This window comes from Dyadobacter sp. NIV53 (assembly GCF_019711195.1).
GTDB lineage: Bacteria > Bacteroidota > Bacteroidia > Cytophagales > Spirosomataceae > Dyadobacter.
The window spans coordinates 3,517,761-3,533,534 of the sequence record NZ_CP081299.1 but is presented as its reverse complement, the minus strand read 5'-3'; the positions used below and the strand labels follow the sequence as shown (position 1 = coordinate 3,533,534).

Here is a 15,774-nt window from a genome sequence, read left to right as displayed (position 1 = left end):
TCCAGGCTTTCGGAGGAAAGGCCGCGAAACGATTGATATTATGGTTCATTTATTAGTTTATTGTGAGTAACAGCTGCCGGATTCGTGTGATTCTTGTAACAGTGATCGGCTTTGCCATAACGGGCAATCTGATGGCTCAGCATGATACAATATTTTTGGCACCTGTTACAGTAACTGGTTTTGTGCCTGAACGTTTTATGAGTGGTTTGAAAATACAAAAAATTGATTCCGCTGCTTTGAATCAGTTTCGTTTTCAGAATCTGGGTGATTTGCTTTCGTTCAATACGCCTATTGCATTTAAAAATTACGGTCCCGGGCAATTAAACACAGTTTCTTTTCGCGGAACTTCTGCAAACCATACTGCTGTATTGTGGAACGGATTAAATATTAATTCCCCGACGCTCGGACAAACGGATTTTTCTACGATTCCTGTTGCCGGATTTGACCAGCTTTCGGTTCAGTATGGTTCCGCAGCCAGTATTGTGGGAACGGATGCAGTTGGCGGGAGTATTTTGCTGAACAGTTTAGCGCAACCTTCGGGATTATATGTATTTGCAGGAAGTCAGCTTGATAATTTTCGGAATAATCAGGAACAAATCGGCTTTAAATATGGAACCCGGCTCAATAATAACTGGGATTTTTCAGGAAAGACTTCCATTAATTACAGCCGGCTGGTCAATCGCTTTCCTTATAAGGAAAGACAGGGATATCCGCTGCTTCCGTCAGAAACTTTTCAGCGTGGATTGGTTCAGGATTTTTTTCTGAGATCAAAGAATAACCAGGAATTTTCGGCGCATATCTGGCTTACAAAGAACCGGTTAACGCTGACTCCCAGGGAAACAGACGGCCGGGAACTTACCTTGACGGAAGCATACAGGACAATGATCCGCTATCAATGGAAGGAGTTTACAATCCGTACTTCATGGGTTCGGGATATAATTGATTATGGAACAGGTAATTATGTGAATCTGGATCATGCTGTAACCGATAAGTTTTCCAATCGTGTTGAAAAAGACTTTAACTGGAATATAGGCCAGGCCGGAAGTACTATTCAGATAAAAGCAGGAGGGGAATGGACGCATTACCGCGCACAATTATCGGGATATGAAGAGCCGCTGATTACTGAAAACAGAGGAGATTTGTTTGTATTAACTCGTTTCCAGGCAACATCAAAATTGCTTATTTCTGCTAATCTGAGGCAGGCCTTTGTAACCGGATACAATCCTCCGTTCACGCCGTCATTAGGAACAGAATATGGATTAATACAGCAAAAAAAATATAATTTAAAAATAAAAGGTTCTTCTTCAAGAAGTTATCGGGTGCCAACTCTGAACGAACGTTATTGGAAAGATCTTGGGAATCCGAATATTAAACCTGAAAGTGGCTGGAATAAGGAAATTGGTTTAGAGCAAAACTATATACTTAGCGATAGCCATTCGTACTCAATGTCATTAACTGCGTATCATAACCGGATTAAAAACTGGACATACTGGAATCCTGCCAAAAATTACAAAGTTGAGAATCTTCAGGAAGTTTTGGCAAGAGGAATTGAATTGCAGGCCGGCTGGAAAGGAAATATGGGATTATGGAAAGGCGGTGCAAATGTGGGATACGCACTGACCAGAAGTTCGCAGGAAAAGATTTATGATGCTTACGCATCTGATATAATTGGAAAGCAGCTGGTTTTTGTACCACAACATTCGGGTAATTTTAATGGATTCATTCAGTACAAAAATACAAGGCTTACAGCGCAAATTCAGTCTGTGGGAAAGCGGTTCACAACATTTGATAATTCCCGGTTTTTTGAGCCTTACGCATTAGGTAACTTATTGGCTGAAACAACGTTGGATTGGAATAAAGCACAAATCCGGATTCAGGGGCAAGTGAATAACATAACAAATACGTTTTATCTTAATGTGAGAAATAATGCAATGCCGGGAAGAAGTTTTGCCGTTAATTTGCTGTTAAGTTATAATTCAAACAGAAATAATTAGGCAGAAAAAGGAAGAATTTTTAAAATTTTAAATAAGTATAAATCAGTTTTACATCTAGAAATCGAGCTAAGAGCTACTGGCCTAGCCGCCAATTGCTAAGCTTCAATTTAACAACCAGAACAAGCATGAAAAAACAATTAACCAGAACAGTCTTAGCAGCATCATTAGCCTTCACAGTGTGGTCATGTAATCAAAGTGATCCGGTTGCAAAGGGGGATTTTGTTAGCGGGGTATTTGTAATTAACGAAGGGAATTTCTCTCAGAATAATGGTAGTGTCTCTTTTTTTCCACGGGAAGAATCAACTGCCGAAACAGATGTTTTTGCTAAAATAAACGGTTCAGATTTAAAAGGAGGCGTTCAGGGCTATGCTGTTTCAGGTGAAAAAGGGATTATCCTGGTTGATAACAATGCGGCAGGATTAGATAAAGTTGAAATTGTAAACAGTAATACATTTAAAAGCGAAGGAACGATTGGTGCGCCGGATATTGAAAATCCAAGAGAAGTGGTGTTTTTGAATTCGTCAACTGCTTACGTTACATGTTGGGGAACAACCGGTCAATATCCCGATTTCTTTATCAATCCGGGATATGTTGCTGTAATTGACCTGGCAACCCGTAAAGTGACCAAAAAGATCTCAGTGGCAAAAGGAATTGAAAATATTGTTTACAACAATGGAAAGTTGTTCGTTGGAACCGTTAATTACAGTGGGGTTAATTCACTTACTGCAATCAGTACTTCATCAAACGAAATTGTAAAGGAATTAACTCTTACCAGCAGTCCTTCCCCAATTGGAGTCGATGCTAATGGAAAAATTTGGGTTCAGGACGGACTCAACCTTCTTCGTTTGAATCCTGATACATATGCTACGGAAGCTACTTTGAAAATTACTACGGATGCAACCAAAACGGCAGGGAATTTTGCATTCAGTCTCGATAAAAAAACGATATTCTTTGTGCTTTCTTATTATGACGCAAATTTCGTAACGCATGGAGAAACCTACAAAGTCGGAATTACTGATACGCAGGTCAATATAACTACCCCAGTGATTAAGCGAAATTTCAGCGGTTTGGCTGTTGATCCTTTGCAGGGTTTGATTTATGCTGGAGTTACTCCATCCTATGCGCAATCCGGTTACGCGGTTCGTTACCGTACGGATGGCACTTTGGTTGATTCGGTTAAAGTAGGAATTGCTCCGACTGGATTTTTCTTTAGATAAAGTATTTGAATTCACGCGTTCAGGAGAAGTCAGGTTTTTAAAACTTGACTTCTCTGACTATATTCGTTTCTGTTAAACTTACTCAGGAATGATCAAAAATAAACAGTGAAAATATTTCAGTCTGCCAGCCGGTATTCATCCTTCTTTTTCTTCTTATTAGTTTTCAATCAGGTATTTATCCATGTAGTTTTTGCTCAGGACAAATCATGGCTCAAACAATACACAGAACATCGTGAATATGGCAGCGTTTATGCAGTCAAAAAAATTGATGTTCCCTGCCGGACTTATCAAAGTTTTCTGGTTGATAAAAACGGTAGCAAACTTACACCGGCATACCGGGATATTGGTGATTTTTCAGATGGATTGGCTGAATTTGTACCTTTTGAAACAAGTGAGCATAAACAAGGACTTCATGGTTTTATCAACCAACAAGGGAAAGTCGTAATTCCACCTGTTTATCTCGCCACTGACAAATTCTACAAGGGCAAAACATGGGTAATTTATTCTGCCGGAAAACAGTACGGGCTTTCCTATATTGATTCCGTAGGAAAAACCATTTACAGAATTCCCATAGAATATTTCAAAAATGACTTCCTGAAATCAAAAGCTGTTATAGATTTTGTTTGTAACCGCGATACCAAAGAGGATATTATCTGGTGGAAACAAAAGGAAATATTTTTGTTAAACTGGAATTTCAGCACTTTTATTGAAAAAGAAATAAAAGAATCCAAAGGAATTTACCACTTCCTGTATAAAGGGAAATATGGTATTGTTGACAAAAATCTGATATTACGCATTCCGGTAGCACTGGACGATATTGACCCCAAATACAAGTTTTCGGGACAAGGTATGGAGCGGGTAAAATATGGAGAAAAATATGCCTTTATAAACGTCTTTACCGGAGAACTGGTCACACCATTTATTTATTCGGATACACGGAAGCCGACAGCCGGCTTATTTTGGGTAAAGAAAAATAATAAATGGGGGTGTATTGATAAAACCGGAAAAACCAGAATCGCTTTCCTATATGATGAGGCCAGCGGTTTTACTAAGGAAGACCGTGCGGCGGTGGCTATCAATGGAAAATTCGGGCATATTGATAAGTCCGGAAAAATCAGAACGCCATTGAAGTACGAGTTTGCATCTTATTATAACAACGGTACTTCTATGGTACGTGTTGGAGATAAATATGGTTATATAGATGTAAATGACCAGTTTATCGGTAAGTCCGATTACGACGAGGCGCTACCATTTGACCGCCAAACAACTACTGCGGAAAGGTTCGGAATTAAATATGAACTGGCTTTGGACGGCAGCGAAACTTTTGTTGGGTTTTCAGCACTCTGGAATACCGTTTTTATTTCATTGGGCGTGATTTTATTCATAGCAGCAAACAGCTACTTTTTCAGGAAAGTACAGTTGAGAAAAAAATGATGTAGAATAGAATTTTCGGGAAGCCAACACGACCTTTCATTTTTGAAAGTAATGTTGACTTCCTGACTTTTGTAAAAATTTAAACAGATTTTTTCCATTTAATTCCGCATCCAACCGCTCTTGCCGAAGGAAGAGACACTGGTCTTCCTGCAAGAAGTTCGTTCACTGCATTTTCAACATATCGCTGGCTCGCAGCAAAAGCACTTGCCTGGTTATTATCAAGCGCACCAATGTAGGCAACTTTGTATCTGTTATTTCTAAGGTGTAACACAAACATTTGGGGCGTACTGGTTGCACCAAATGCCCTTGTTACCGACTGATCTTCGTCATATAAATACGGAAACCTGTAGTTTCTGGAATAAGACTTCTGCTGCATTGCACTATATGAATCTGCCGGGGAATTTCTTACATCATTTGCCTGAATAGCTATAACCGGATAGCCCCTAGGTTCAAATTTCTCGTTCAGGGCCATAATACGGTTTTCATAGGCCTTTGAAACCGGGCAAGTGTTACTGGTAAAAGCAATAATATAACCCTTCACATATTGTTTGTCCGTAAGGGAGACCATTTCTCCATTCACGTTCATCAGGCTAAAATTCTGGACCTCGTCGCCAATCTTATAGCCATCATCTTTTAAACACATACCAGTCAGGATAACAGACAATACAATTGTAGTGAGAAGTGGTACGAACTTTTTCATACTTTTAAAGTTTATGTTAATCGTTGAGTTTGATTCTTTTTATTAATAGGGTAGTATTAAATTCTCTGATAGTATGATAGTACCCGTATTCTTTAACGGTACTGATTTTTCCAGATTTTCAAAGAACGGCGTTTTCTTCCCGCACAAGTCACATCACGTGGCCTAAAAAATGGCTACGTTTAGATTGTCATGACTGAAAAGAATTTGCTTATGACGATCAAAATAATCGTTTTACTTCCTATAAATTGGCAAGGCTTGTAAAAAGGCGAAGATAGAGTGTGAATAGCAATAATGCCTTGATATTCATTATATTAAATTACACAAAATAAAATTGCCGAAAATTTTTATCCCAAAAACTTATTTAACGGTTACAAAAAAAGTCTCCATTTCGGGAGACTCTCGTTATAACTATATTTTAGTACAAATCTACTTAAAAAATCCTAACGGATCAGGCATTTTAGCTTTTAACAGTTCAACAAACTGAATATTCATCTGATTGAAATCAAGCATTCGTCCTTTGTGCAGTGCTTCCCAGGATTTATCCAGTTCATTACGATTGTAGTGCAAAAGAGCCAGATTGTACTGTCCCAAAGCATAGGTAGAATCCAGCCCAGTTGCTTGTTTTAACAGATTTGCTGCCTCGTCAAGTTCTTGCTGACTGTTGGTAAGGGCGTATAATTTAAGGTCAACAGTAGAAAGGTCAACCAGCAATGCAACATTGTTTCCTGTAGGTTAACTCCCTTACTTAGCATACGTTTGGCATCAGTCCAATTCTCTCTCTGATACGAGACAACACCTAAGCCCCAATAAGCTTCTACATTCTTATCGTTCAGTAAATTAGCAAGATTGAACCGGTAACAAGCAGTATCAAGTGCGCCTTCCTGTAAATATTCCCATGCGCGTGCAGTAAAAAAGCTGCTGGCTTCCGTACGGCTGGAAAATGATTTATCACATTCACTTAAAAAACGAATTTCTTCATCAATCTGTACAGAAGTTTTACTTAGTTCACCAAACAATGGTAAAACACGCCGCTCCTTTAATTCTAAAGGTCTTTTTGAGGCAACATTTGTATCGGAAGAAGGCAGGGCACTGGCTAAATGATTTTCCTGTGCAAAACCAAGACCAGGAAGTAAAAGAGCAAGCCAAATGACAAAAGAGTCTTTCATAAAAAGCTTTAATAGAGAACTGATTTTCTATTGTCCAAGATAAACGGAATAATTGGAAATGTATTGTATTATCTTCTTTTAGTTCGTGCAGAAGGCTGCCGTCCCGACTTTTGGTTCTTGCCCGGAGATTTCATCGACGGCCTGTAAACCTTCTTTTTTCATGAAACGCACCTAAAAATGTAGGGTCTTCCTTGCGTTTCTGATTATCAATTTCCCGTAGCATATCCTGTCTTTCGTCATGAGGAGTTGATACCACATCAAGATCTTCAGGTAATTGTTCGCGCGGAATTTCCATCCGGATCATTTTTTCGATCTTATGGATATGATACTCATCTGCATCAGTAATAAATGTAATCGCCTGGCCAATATGGTTCGCTCTTCCGGTACGGCCAATCCTGTGTACATAATCTTCATAGATAAGTGGTACGTCAAAATTAATTACATGGCTAACTTCTGTAATGTCAATTCCGCGTGCTACCACATCTGTCGCTACCATTACACGAACAGATCCTTCCCGAAATGCATCCATGGCATTGATACGCGTATTTTGTCCTTTATTGGCATGAATTACGCGTAATTCATCTTCGGAAACCACTCTGTCGAGCAGATTCTGGTACACGAGGCTTGCCACTTCCCGGCTGCGCGTGAATATCAAAACACGGTTAAAAGCTTCGCGGTCTTCAAGCAGATGCGTCAAAAGATTAATCTTGCTCCGGAAGTTTGGTAATTCATATATCTTCTGTGTTATCATCTCAGCCGTAGTCGACTGAGGTGTAACTTCTATTCTGATTGGAAATTCCAGAAATTCATAAGACAGATTTTCTACTTTATCCGAAAACGTAGCGGAAAAAAGCATGTTTTGTCTTTTACGCGGGATGATTTCCAGTACACGGCGGATCTGTGGCATAAAACCCATATCCATCATTTTGTCAGCCTCATCCAGGATCATCACATTCAGCTGTTTCACGATGATTTCCTCTTTCAGATACAGATCCATAAATCTGCCCGGCGTAGCGACAATGATATCAACACCTTTCCGAATTGCGTCAATTTGTGCTTTTGGGCCTAATCCGCCATACAATACAACGGTACGGATATCGGTGTACTTGCTTAGCTGGATAATTGCTTCGGAGATCTGCATGGCCAATTCTCTTGTTGGCGCAAGGATCAGCGCGCGCGGATTTTCTCCCTGTGCAAATTTAATCCGCATCAGAAGTGGCAAGGCGTAAGCGGCTGTTTTTCCGGTACCGGTTTGTGCTATTCCTAAAATGTCCTGTCCGGCAAGTGCCAAAGGTATTGCTTGTTCCTGAATGGGAGTAGGCTCTGTGTAACCTGCTTCTTCAATGGCATTGAGTAATTGACGGTTAAGTTTAAATTGCTCAAATTTGTTTTGCGTAGTCTGCATACCGCAAAGGTACAAAAACTAAAATTGCCGACCACAAAATGACCAATATAGAAGAACATTCTCAGGGTTTTGTAGCGTAATCTACCATTGAAGCAGAGCCAACATAAATAGGGGAACGCTGATGAAAAGAAACGGGCACAATGTCAAGAATTGCTCCAAAACCATCACTTGCCTTTCCGCCTGATTTTTCAGCGATGAATGCAAGTGGATAACATTCATACAAAAGACGCAGCTTGCCCTTAGGGTCTTTTTTGGGTAGACGGATATAAATAAATTCCTCCTTTTAACAGATTACGATGAAAATCGCCCACCAGTGATCCGATATACCGTGCACTGAATCCCATTCTTTTGCAGGAATCCAGGTATTTTTGAACAGAAAAATGATAGCTGTAAAAATGGCCTTCGTTGACTGAATAATTAGAGCCATTTTGCGGAGAACGCATATTTTTATGGGAAAGAATGAATTCGCCCAGGGATTGGTCAAGTGTAAATCCGTTCACATCGTCACCTGTCGAGAAAACAAGCATAGTTGAAGATCCATATAAAATGTATCCCGCAGCAACCTGTTTCCGGCCACCCTATAGAAAATCGTCCATGGTTGCGACAGAACCAATAGGTGTAACCCTGCGATAAATAGAAAATATGGTACCGATAGAAACATTCACATCTATGTTCGATGACCCGTCCAGCGGATCCATCGCAACTACATATTTTCCCTGATCGTTGCCCGTATGAATAATATGCTCGTCTTCTTCTGAAAGAATGGCACATACTTCTCCGCCATTTTTCAATGCCCTTATAAATCTTATATTCGCTACTATATCAAGTTTCTGCTGATTTTCTCCCTGTATATTTTCAGTTCCGCTGCCACCCGCAATGTCTACAAGCCCTGCCCGGTTTATTTCGCGATTAATAATTTTTCCGGCTAATGCAATGTCGCGCAGCAATTGGGAAAGCTCACCGGTTGCATATGGAAAAGCGCTTTGGCTGAGCATAATGAAGCGGTCAAGTGTAACGCCAACGGGTAATGCAAGTTCTTGTACAGATTTTGAGTTCATAGCGTATAATCTTAGAGTAAGTAGCATTTTGTACCAAATTTGCAACCTACTTACTCACATTTCCAAACACTTCTATTAATATAATTTTTTAAGAAGTGTCTGAAAAAATATTTGCTAAAATCTTGTATACATTCCTAAGGGTTAGTAAGTTAAAAGTTCGTCGTGGCTTTTTCTTGTAGCACTAATTTAAGATTGAAGTGCCATGTAAAAGCTTTAAAAGAGCTATACTTAATACATGAAAATAATGAGAGACATTATTCAAAAATGAAGAAGTTTCGTGTAGATTTATAGTACTATACTTCTATCGTTTGGAGGTATCTTACAACGGCCCTGATTTCGGAATAGGTAACATCTTCACCCAACGCTGCCCTTATTTCAGCAGCGGGAGTCTGTTTGTTTTCCAAAAGATAGCTGATAACCGGGTTGATCTTTTCGCGGGAAAAAATACTGAAAATGTCTACTTCTCCTGTTCCGATAAATTCCAGTAAATGATTTTCAATGGTACCGGCAGTTAAACCGCGTTCCAGTGCAATTTCTTCAATACTCTTGCCCGATCTGTGCAGATCCAGACTCGTTCTTCTTGTATCAGATTTTTGTTTCTTAGCCGGAATTTCAAGATTTGTTTTTTCAATGTCATTTTCTTTACAATAATCACTGATCATTTCAATGATCGTGTTGCCATATTGCTTTACTTTTGCCTTTCCAATTCCTTTGATCCGGGTCAGCTGATCCAGTGTTGTGGGTAAAACTTCTACCAGTTCCATGACTGTTTTCATGGGCAGAACCATATAATCCAGTACATCGTTTTCTGCTGCTATTTCATTTCTCCATGCTTTTATAGCAGCATACAGCTTGCCATTTTTGACTCCTTTTGGTGCAGTTATATTTTTCGTGCTGGCCGGAGTTTCTGCTCTTGCCTTAAAATCAATGTCGGCATTGGCTTTGGCCTGTAAGTATTTTATAGTTTTAAATTCATCCAGACAGGCTTTCATGCATGCCTGTTTTACAAATACGGCCCTTTGTAAATTTTCCAGTAATTGAAGTGCAGTCTTTTTTATGGCCGCATTATCGGTTTCGATAACCAGTGCATTTACTTCCGGATAAAGAAACTGATCAATTTTCTCTAAAAAATAAGATGTTGCCTTCTGTACCCGTATCTTAATTTCTTCATTTTCTTCAGGTAATTCATCATCCGGGATAATCCGTGCGAGTTGGCTTCTGAATTTATCTGATACTATATAAATATCCGTTTCAGCACCATCTCTTATCGGTTTCATGCTATCCAGCACCACAGGATTTATAATAAGTCCATTTTCTTCAATATTCCGGTTCAGCAGGAAAAACGTTCTTTTTACATCTGAAAAATCAAACAACTCAAAAAGAAGAGATCGTTGAAATTCCACTTTGGCATCAGAAAGCTGCTGGTTATCAGGCGGATTATTGCTGGAATCTCTTGAATAAGCCGCAACAGTAATATCAGTTTTTACACTTGTCATACCGATTTTGGTACTCAATACCATCCCTTCAAAACTTTTACAACGGCTCAGTGCAACATAAACCTGCCCGTGCGCAAAGGATTCTTTTGCATCAATAATCGCCTTTTCAAAGGTCAGGCCCTGGCTTTTGTGAATGGTAATGGCCCAGGCGAGTTTGAGTGGAAACTGGATAAAACTGCCTATAATCTGCTCTTCTATTTCTTTTGTCTGTGCATTGAGTACATACTTAACATTCTTCCATTCTGTTTTGCCAACTTCAATTTCACCATATTCTCCTTTACATTTTACATAAATCGTATCATTATCCATCCGAACGATCCGCCCGATTTTTCCATTGTAATAGAGTTTTTCCCTTGAAATATCATTTTTGACAAACATGACCTGGGCACCTGCTTTTAAGGATAAACTTTGTTCGGTCGGATAAGAATAGGATGGAAATTCACCACTGATTTCTGCCTCAAATGTTTTTAGTTTCCCATTAATTTCTTCCAGTTTAACCGAGTTTATTTTTTGTGCGCTTCCGTTGTGTGTGGTAAGCGTAATGTAACCTTCGTCATCAGCCGGGCTGAAATTGGGAATATACCGTTGATTCAATGCTTCGAGCGTCGCTGCATCCAGTTTATTTTCCCGAATGCGGTTCAGAAGGTCAATAAACGTATTATCTGATTGGCGGTAAATATGCGTAAGTTCTATCCTTACCGGATTCGTTTTTTGAAGTGCATGGCTGCTGAAAAAGAAAACCGTTTCATAATACGCTTTCAGCATATTCCATTCTTCATCCTTAATAACTGGCGAAAGCTGATGCAGATCCCCGATCATCAGCAACTGAACACCGCCAAAGGGTTGATTATGATTCTTATATCTTCTTAAAACGTCATCAATTCCATCCAGAACGTCCGCTCTGACCATACTGATTTCATCAATGACCAATAAATCCAGACTTTTGATCAGATTAATCCGCTCCTTATTGAATTTTTGAAAATTCTGGTTAGCCTGATCCGGAACACGAGGGCCAAAAGGCAATTGGAAAAACGAATGAATGGTTACTCCGCCTGCATTAATAGCCGCAACACCGGTTGGAGCTACAATGGCCATTCTTTTGTGTAATGTCTTTTTTAAATTATGAAGAAAAGTAGTTTTACCTGTTCCTGCCTTACCAGTGAGAAAAATATTTTTATTGGTATAATGAACAAACTCGGAAGCAATTTGAAGTGGTGTATTTTCAGTCATGATGAAGAAGGATAATCGGCCCAAAATTTACTACAAAAAACGCATTAACGAAAATCAAATGCATTGTCAGAACCTTTTCGTATTTTAACATAACAGTTTATCTTTTGAATACTATGATTATCCCTGCTACAATTCTTTCACTGGTTTTTGGCTCAGTAGGTTTTATTGTTACAAAGAACAACGCAAAATATATTCTGTCGGGTTACAACACTATGTCCGAGCAGCAACGCTCAAAAATGGATATTGATGGGTACCTCAGTTTTTTCAAATATTTCCATATTCTTCTGAGTGTTTCCTTATTTGTAGGAACTGTTTTAATCAGTTTCCTGAATAACAACTGGGCAAGTGCATTTATGCTTATGTATCCTTTGATTGCTTATTTATATTTGATCATCAAGGGAAATTCATTTTACAAATATTCAGATAACCGTAAACTGACTTCCTATTTTGGTTGTGGTATATTAATCATTGTAATTATTATTGTCGGTTTCACGCAGTTATCGAGTTATAAAAGCAACGGCCTTACTTTCGATGATAAAGTGCTTGAAATCAATGGTATGTATGGTATGCAAATCGAAAAACAAAATATTTTTAAACTCCGGTTAGTAGATGAACTTCCTGCAATTTCTTATAAATCGAACGGATTTGCTGCCGGGGATTATGCAAAGGGAAGTTTTAAGGCGAAAAATGGAAAAACAATTCATTTGTTTGTCAATAAAAAATTGAGTCAGTCTTTACTTTTAAGCACAACTGATGGTGATATTTATTATAATACTGACGAAACAAATATGAATGAACTCTACAAAAAAGTTGAAAAGTGGCTTAGGTTTTAATTGTGGAATATTGACTTAGTACAAGTAAGTTTATGAGATATGGACTAATTCTGAGAAAAATAAATATGAGAAATATTAAACTAATTGGATTCGTCTATATAATAGCCTACTTATACACGCCACTCTCGTTTGGACAATCCAGTCATAATAATTCCGTAGAAATTAAGTCCAGGAACAAAACACTAATCGTATTCTTTGATGGCTTACGGCCAGACTATATAACAAAAGAACAGATGCCAAATCTGTTTGCTTTTAAGGAAGATGCATGTTTCGGTTCACAGCATCATAGTGTATTTCCTACTGTAACCAGGGTGAACTCTGCCTCTTATGCCACAGGTTCTTATCCAGGGACACACGGAATTTTGGGAAATACAATTTATATTCCCGAAGTAAATAGTGTCAAAGCCATTGGAACAGGTTACGGGGATCTCAATAGAATTCCCGCAGCAACTTCCGGCCCAATTCTGACGGCTGTTTCTTTGGGAGAAATATTACACTCAGTCGGGGAAAAAATGATGGTTTTTAGTTCAGGAACCAGTGGCCAGGCTTTTCTTCAGAATCATAAGGTAAATGGTGCCATTGTCAACCCCGGATTGATTTTACCAGAATCGTTTAAAAATCAGGTTATTAGTGAAGTAGGCGCAATTCCCAAAGATAGCGATGTAAATGACTTCGAAAGGCACAAATGGATTACGGATGCGTTGCTAAAATATGGCTTGACAAAAGAAGGCCCGCTGGTAAGTGCAATCTGGTTCTCTGATCCTGATGCCGCTGCTCACTCCCATGGAATTGGATCGGATGAAGCTGTGGATGCAATTAAGTATGTGGACGGACAGTTTGGCCGGATTTTAGAAGCTTTGAAAGCTGGAAATCTTACCAGTCAGTTTAATATTATTATTTCCGCTGACCATGGTTTTGTAACACATACCGGGAAACAGGAATTAGCTGATTTTTTAATAGAAAGGGGATTGAAAAAAAGTAAAGATTCGGATGATGTTGTAATCGCAGAAGGCTCAGTTTATGTTAAAAATCATGATAAAAACCTGATACAGAATATTGTTTCCGTGTTACATGAACAGAACTGGATCGGCGCTGTTTTTACCAAACCTGTAAATACGGGGGATGTAAAAGGCTGGGTAAACGGAACGTTATCATTTGATGCCATTCATTATAATCATCCCCAACGTGTAGGAGATATTTTGGTTGCTATGAATTGGGATGACAGAAAAAATGCGAAAGGTCATGCCGGGAGCGATTTTTCAAATGGTGTTGCCGGGCACGGTGGGTCCAGTCCATATGAAATAAATATTGCTCTTTTTGCAAAAGGCCCTGATTTTAAGAAGTCATATTATGGCGAATTGCCAACATCTAATGTGGATATTGTTCCAACGATTTTAAGTATTTACGATATTCCGGTTCCTTCAAAAATGGATGGAAGGCCTGTTTCAGAATTTTTGAAGAAAAATAAAGATTCAAAAGCCGGAACAGCGAAAAAGGAAATCCTGCAAACAGAAGTGAAGTATCCTTGGGGAAGTTACGAACTTGTATTAGAAAGAACAGTTTCAGGAAAATATGCATATATCAATTATGCCAAAGCCACAAGGACTCCGGCCAATTGAAAGTGTGATTTTATCTAAAAGTTTTGTTTAACAAAACACAGAATTACAGCTTATTCCGTAATTACAGCCATTGTCATAAATCCTTTCACAGCATCTGCAAAGCCCGGTAACAAAGTCAGATCGGTTCCCCAAAGAGTTTCATCACTCATAACCTGTTCAGCCAGATCAACCGGCGATGCGGCGTTTTTCCACTTTTCGTCAAAATAACCGGCAGAATCACAACGGATTGAATAAGGCTCTCCATTACGATCGCCATAATATTGTCCTTCTTTGTGCAGAACCGGTTTCATAAATTGTAAAAATGCAGCAAAACCTTTGGCGAAAAGTACCGGCACTTCTTCCGTTTTCTGATAGTGGTTCAGTAAAGTTGGAATATTCCGCATTTTCATTTTGGCAGTATACTGAACCGTAATATCAATCAGCTGGTGGCGGATAAACGGATTACGGAAACGGTCCAAAACCTGATTTCCAAATTCTTCTGCAACGCTTAAATCCAGTTCGTAAGGTATCGCAGGAGCCAGCTCGGTCAGCATGACATTTGAAATGTAACCCGCAGTTTCAGGATTTTCCATACTTTCCCGAACAGTATCCAGTCCTTGTAAATAACAAAGCCCGGAAGCTAATGTATGCGTACCATTCAGCAAACGCAGTTTTAACTCACGAAAAAGATCAATATTCGGAGCAATGACAACACCTTTATCGGCCTGTGCAAAACTCAAAACAGTACGGACATGATCGTCGCCTTCAATGGCCCACAAACTGTACACTTCGGATACAATTAATAAATCATCTTTAAATCCTTGTCTTTCAGTCAGCTCAGCAATTGTTGCTGCATCGGGTTTGCCAGGAACAATCCTGTCTACCAGGGAATTACAAAACCGATTATAATTTTCCAGCCAGTAAACAAAATCATCACCCAAACTATGGCGTTTTGCCTGTTCCAAAACGATTTCGCGGAGCTTTGTGCCATTACCTACGATTAATTCCGTGGGTACAATCACCATTCCGGCATCCGCAGTACCATTAAAAGCCTTAAACCGCTCATAAAGATAGGCTGTTAGTTTGCCTGGAAAAGAAGTTGGGGGTGAAGCAAAAAGATCATCTTCCGTAAGCTGTATTCCTACTTCGGTGGTATTGGATATGGCAATTTTTATTTCAGGATTATGCGCACATTGTAAAATTTCTTTCCAGCTAGTACTTGCTGCAAGCGTCCTGCTAATGGCAGTATTGATAACGATTTCATCAATTTGATTTCCATTTTCAATACCACGAATACTATGCGAATAAATATTTTTCTGATCAGAAAAAGCGTCAGTTCCACCGCTATTTGTAGATTTTACTACAACGATCCTTCCGTTAAAAATCCCCTGCTGATTGGCTTTGTTAACAAAATAATCAGGCAAACCGCGCAGAAGCACTCCTGTACCAAACTGGATCATTTTTTCAGGCAGTGCAAGCAGTTTAGCAAAGTCAGGCAATAAGTCGGGATGCTGATCCAGAAGCAGTGGGGAAAGTTGTGGTAAGGACATGGGTAAATTTTTCTTGTTCAGAATAAAGACGCCAATTTTGTTTGATAACCCTTAGGAATGTGTCGTAGACACTACCTGTTTGTAGCCAGCATA

At 39.2% G+C, this 15,774-nt stretch carries 11 protein-coding genes and 1 pseudogene; 5 read left to right on the top strand and 7 right to left on the bottom strand.

The window, feature by feature from the left end; all coding sequences use genetic code 11:
• Positions 1-86: 86 nt before the first annotated feature.
• The 3 genes from KZC02_RS14245 to KZC02_RS14235 all read left to right on the top strand — a co-directional run bounded on the left by KZC02_RS14245 (position 87) and on the right by KZC02_RS14235 (position 4,645).
• Positions 87-1,994 carry a TonB-dependent siderophore receptor gene (locus KZC02_RS14245; RefSeq protein ID WP_229254333.1) on the top strand — a complete coding sequence of 636 codons (1,908 nt, stop codon included), beginning with the start codon at positions 87-89 and terminating at the stop codon, positions 1,992-1,994.
• 125 nt (positions 1,995-2,119) lie between these two features.
• Positions 2,120-3,211 (top strand): YncE family protein, encoded by a 1,092-nt coding sequence (locus KZC02_RS14240; RefSeq protein WP_221394695.1) that lies wholly within the window; start codon positions 2,120-2,122, stop codon positions 3,209-3,211.
• A 105-nt stretch (positions 3,212-3,316) separates the two neighbouring features.
• Positions 3,317-4,645 carry a WG repeat-containing protein gene (locus KZC02_RS14235; RefSeq protein WP_229254331.1) on the top strand — a complete coding sequence of 443 codons (1,329 nt, stop codon included), beginning with the start codon at positions 3,317-3,319 and terminating at the stop codon, positions 4,643-4,645.
• Between the two features lie 79 nt (positions 4,646-4,724).
• Here the strand turns inward: KZC02_RS14235 and KZC02_RS14230 are convergent, their stop codons facing one another.
• The 6 genes and pseudogenes from KZC02_RS14230 to KZC02_RS32750 all read right to left on the bottom strand — a co-directional run bounded on the left by KZC02_RS14230 (position 4,725) and on the right by KZC02_RS32750 (position 11,700).
• Positions 4,725-5,345 (bottom strand): thioredoxin family protein, encoded by a 621-nt coding sequence (locus KZC02_RS14230; RefSeq protein ID WP_229254329.1) that lies wholly within the window; start codon positions 5,343-5,345, stop codon positions 4,725-4,727.
• Between the two features lie 426 nt (positions 5,346-5,771).
• A complete protein-coding gene (locus KZC02_RS31825; RefSeq protein WP_229254327.1) occupies positions 5,772-5,936 on the bottom strand; it encodes a hypothetical protein in 165 nt (54 codons plus the stop codon).
• A gap of 32 nt (positions 5,937-5,968) precedes the next feature.
• Positions 5,969-6,511 (bottom strand): type IV pilus biogenesis/stability protein PilW, encoded by a 543-nt coding sequence (locus KZC02_RS14225; protein ID WP_229254326.1) that lies wholly within the window; start codon positions 6,509-6,511, stop codon positions 5,969-5,971.
• A gap of 130 nt (positions 6,512-6,641) precedes the next feature.
• The gene (locus KZC02_RS14220; RefSeq protein ID WP_221394694.1) at positions 6,642-7,916 is read right to left on the bottom strand and encodes a DEAD/DEAH box helicase; all 1,275 of its coding nucleotides are present in this window, start codon (positions 7,914-7,916) and stop codon (positions 6,642-6,644) included.
• Positions 7,917-7,977: 61 nt separating this feature from the next.
• Positions 7,978-8,974, bottom strand: a pseudogene (gene fbp / locus KZC02_RS14215) (class 1 fructose-bisphosphatase).
• A 293-nt stretch (positions 8,975-9,267) separates the two neighbouring features.
• Positions 9,268-11,700, bottom strand: coding sequence for a helix-turn-helix domain-containing protein (locus KZC02_RS32750; RefSeq protein ID WP_221394693.1), 2,433 nt, complete (start codon positions 11,698-11,700; stop codon positions 9,268-9,270).
• A gap of 113 nt (positions 11,701-11,813) precedes the next feature.
• Between KZC02_RS32750 and KZC02_RS14205 the strand changes: the two genes are divergently transcribed.
• Together KZC02_RS14205 and KZC02_RS14200 are read left to right on the top strand one after the other, a co-directional pair.
• Positions 11,814-12,533 (top strand): DUF3784 domain-containing protein, encoded by a 720-nt coding sequence (locus KZC02_RS14205; RefSeq protein ID WP_221394692.1) that lies wholly within the window; start codon positions 11,814-11,816, stop codon positions 12,531-12,533.
• A gap of 65 nt (positions 12,534-12,598) precedes the next feature.
• Complete coding sequence (locus KZC02_RS14200; protein ID WP_221394691.1) at positions 12,599-14,152, top strand: alkaline phosphatase family protein; 1,554 nt, start codon at positions 12,599-12,601, stop codon at positions 14,150-14,152.
• A 50-nt stretch (positions 14,153-14,202) separates the two neighbouring features.
• Here the strand turns inward: KZC02_RS14200 and KZC02_RS14195 are convergent, their stop codons facing one another.
• Complete coding sequence (locus KZC02_RS14195; RefSeq protein WP_221394690.1) at positions 14,203-15,681, bottom strand: tagaturonate reductase; 1,479 nt, start codon at positions 15,679-15,681, stop codon at positions 14,203-14,205.
• Positions 15,682-15,774 lie beyond the last annotated feature (93 nt).

What these genes read in the sequence shown, in the direction of transcription:
- KZC02_RS14240 (WP_221394695.1), top strand. Translation starts at nt 2,120, where the DNA reads ATGAAAAAACAATTAACCAGAACAGTCTTAGCAGCATCATTAGCCTTC.
- KZC02_RS14230 (WP_229254329.1), bottom strand. Translation starts at nt 5,345, where the DNA reads ATGAAAAAGTTCGTACCACTTCTCACTACAATTGTATTGTCTGTTATC.
- KZC02_RS14225 (WP_229254326.1), bottom strand. Translation starts at nt 6,511, where the DNA reads ATGAAAGACTCTTTTGTCATTTGGCTTGCTCTTTTACTTCCTGGTCTT.
- KZC02_RS14220 (WP_221394694.1), bottom strand. Translation starts at nt 7,916, where the DNA reads ATGCAGACTACGCAAAACAAATTTGAGCAATTTAAACTTAACCGTCAA.
- KZC02_RS32750 (WP_221394693.1), bottom strand. Translation starts at nt 11,700, where the DNA reads ATGACTGAAAATACACCACTTCAAATTGCTTCCGAGTTTGTTCATTAT.
- KZC02_RS14205 (WP_221394692.1), top strand. Translation starts at nt 11,814, where the DNA reads ATGATTATCCCTGCTACAATTCTTTCACTGGTTTTTGGCTCAGTAGGT.
- KZC02_RS14200 (WP_221394691.1), top strand. Translation starts at nt 12,599, where the DNA reads ATGAGAAATATTAAACTAATTGGATTCGTCTATATAATAGCCTACTTA.
- KZC02_RS14195 (WP_221394690.1), bottom strand. Translation starts at nt 15,681, where the DNA reads ATGTCCTTACCACAACTTTCCCCACTGCTTCTGGATCAGCATCCCGAC.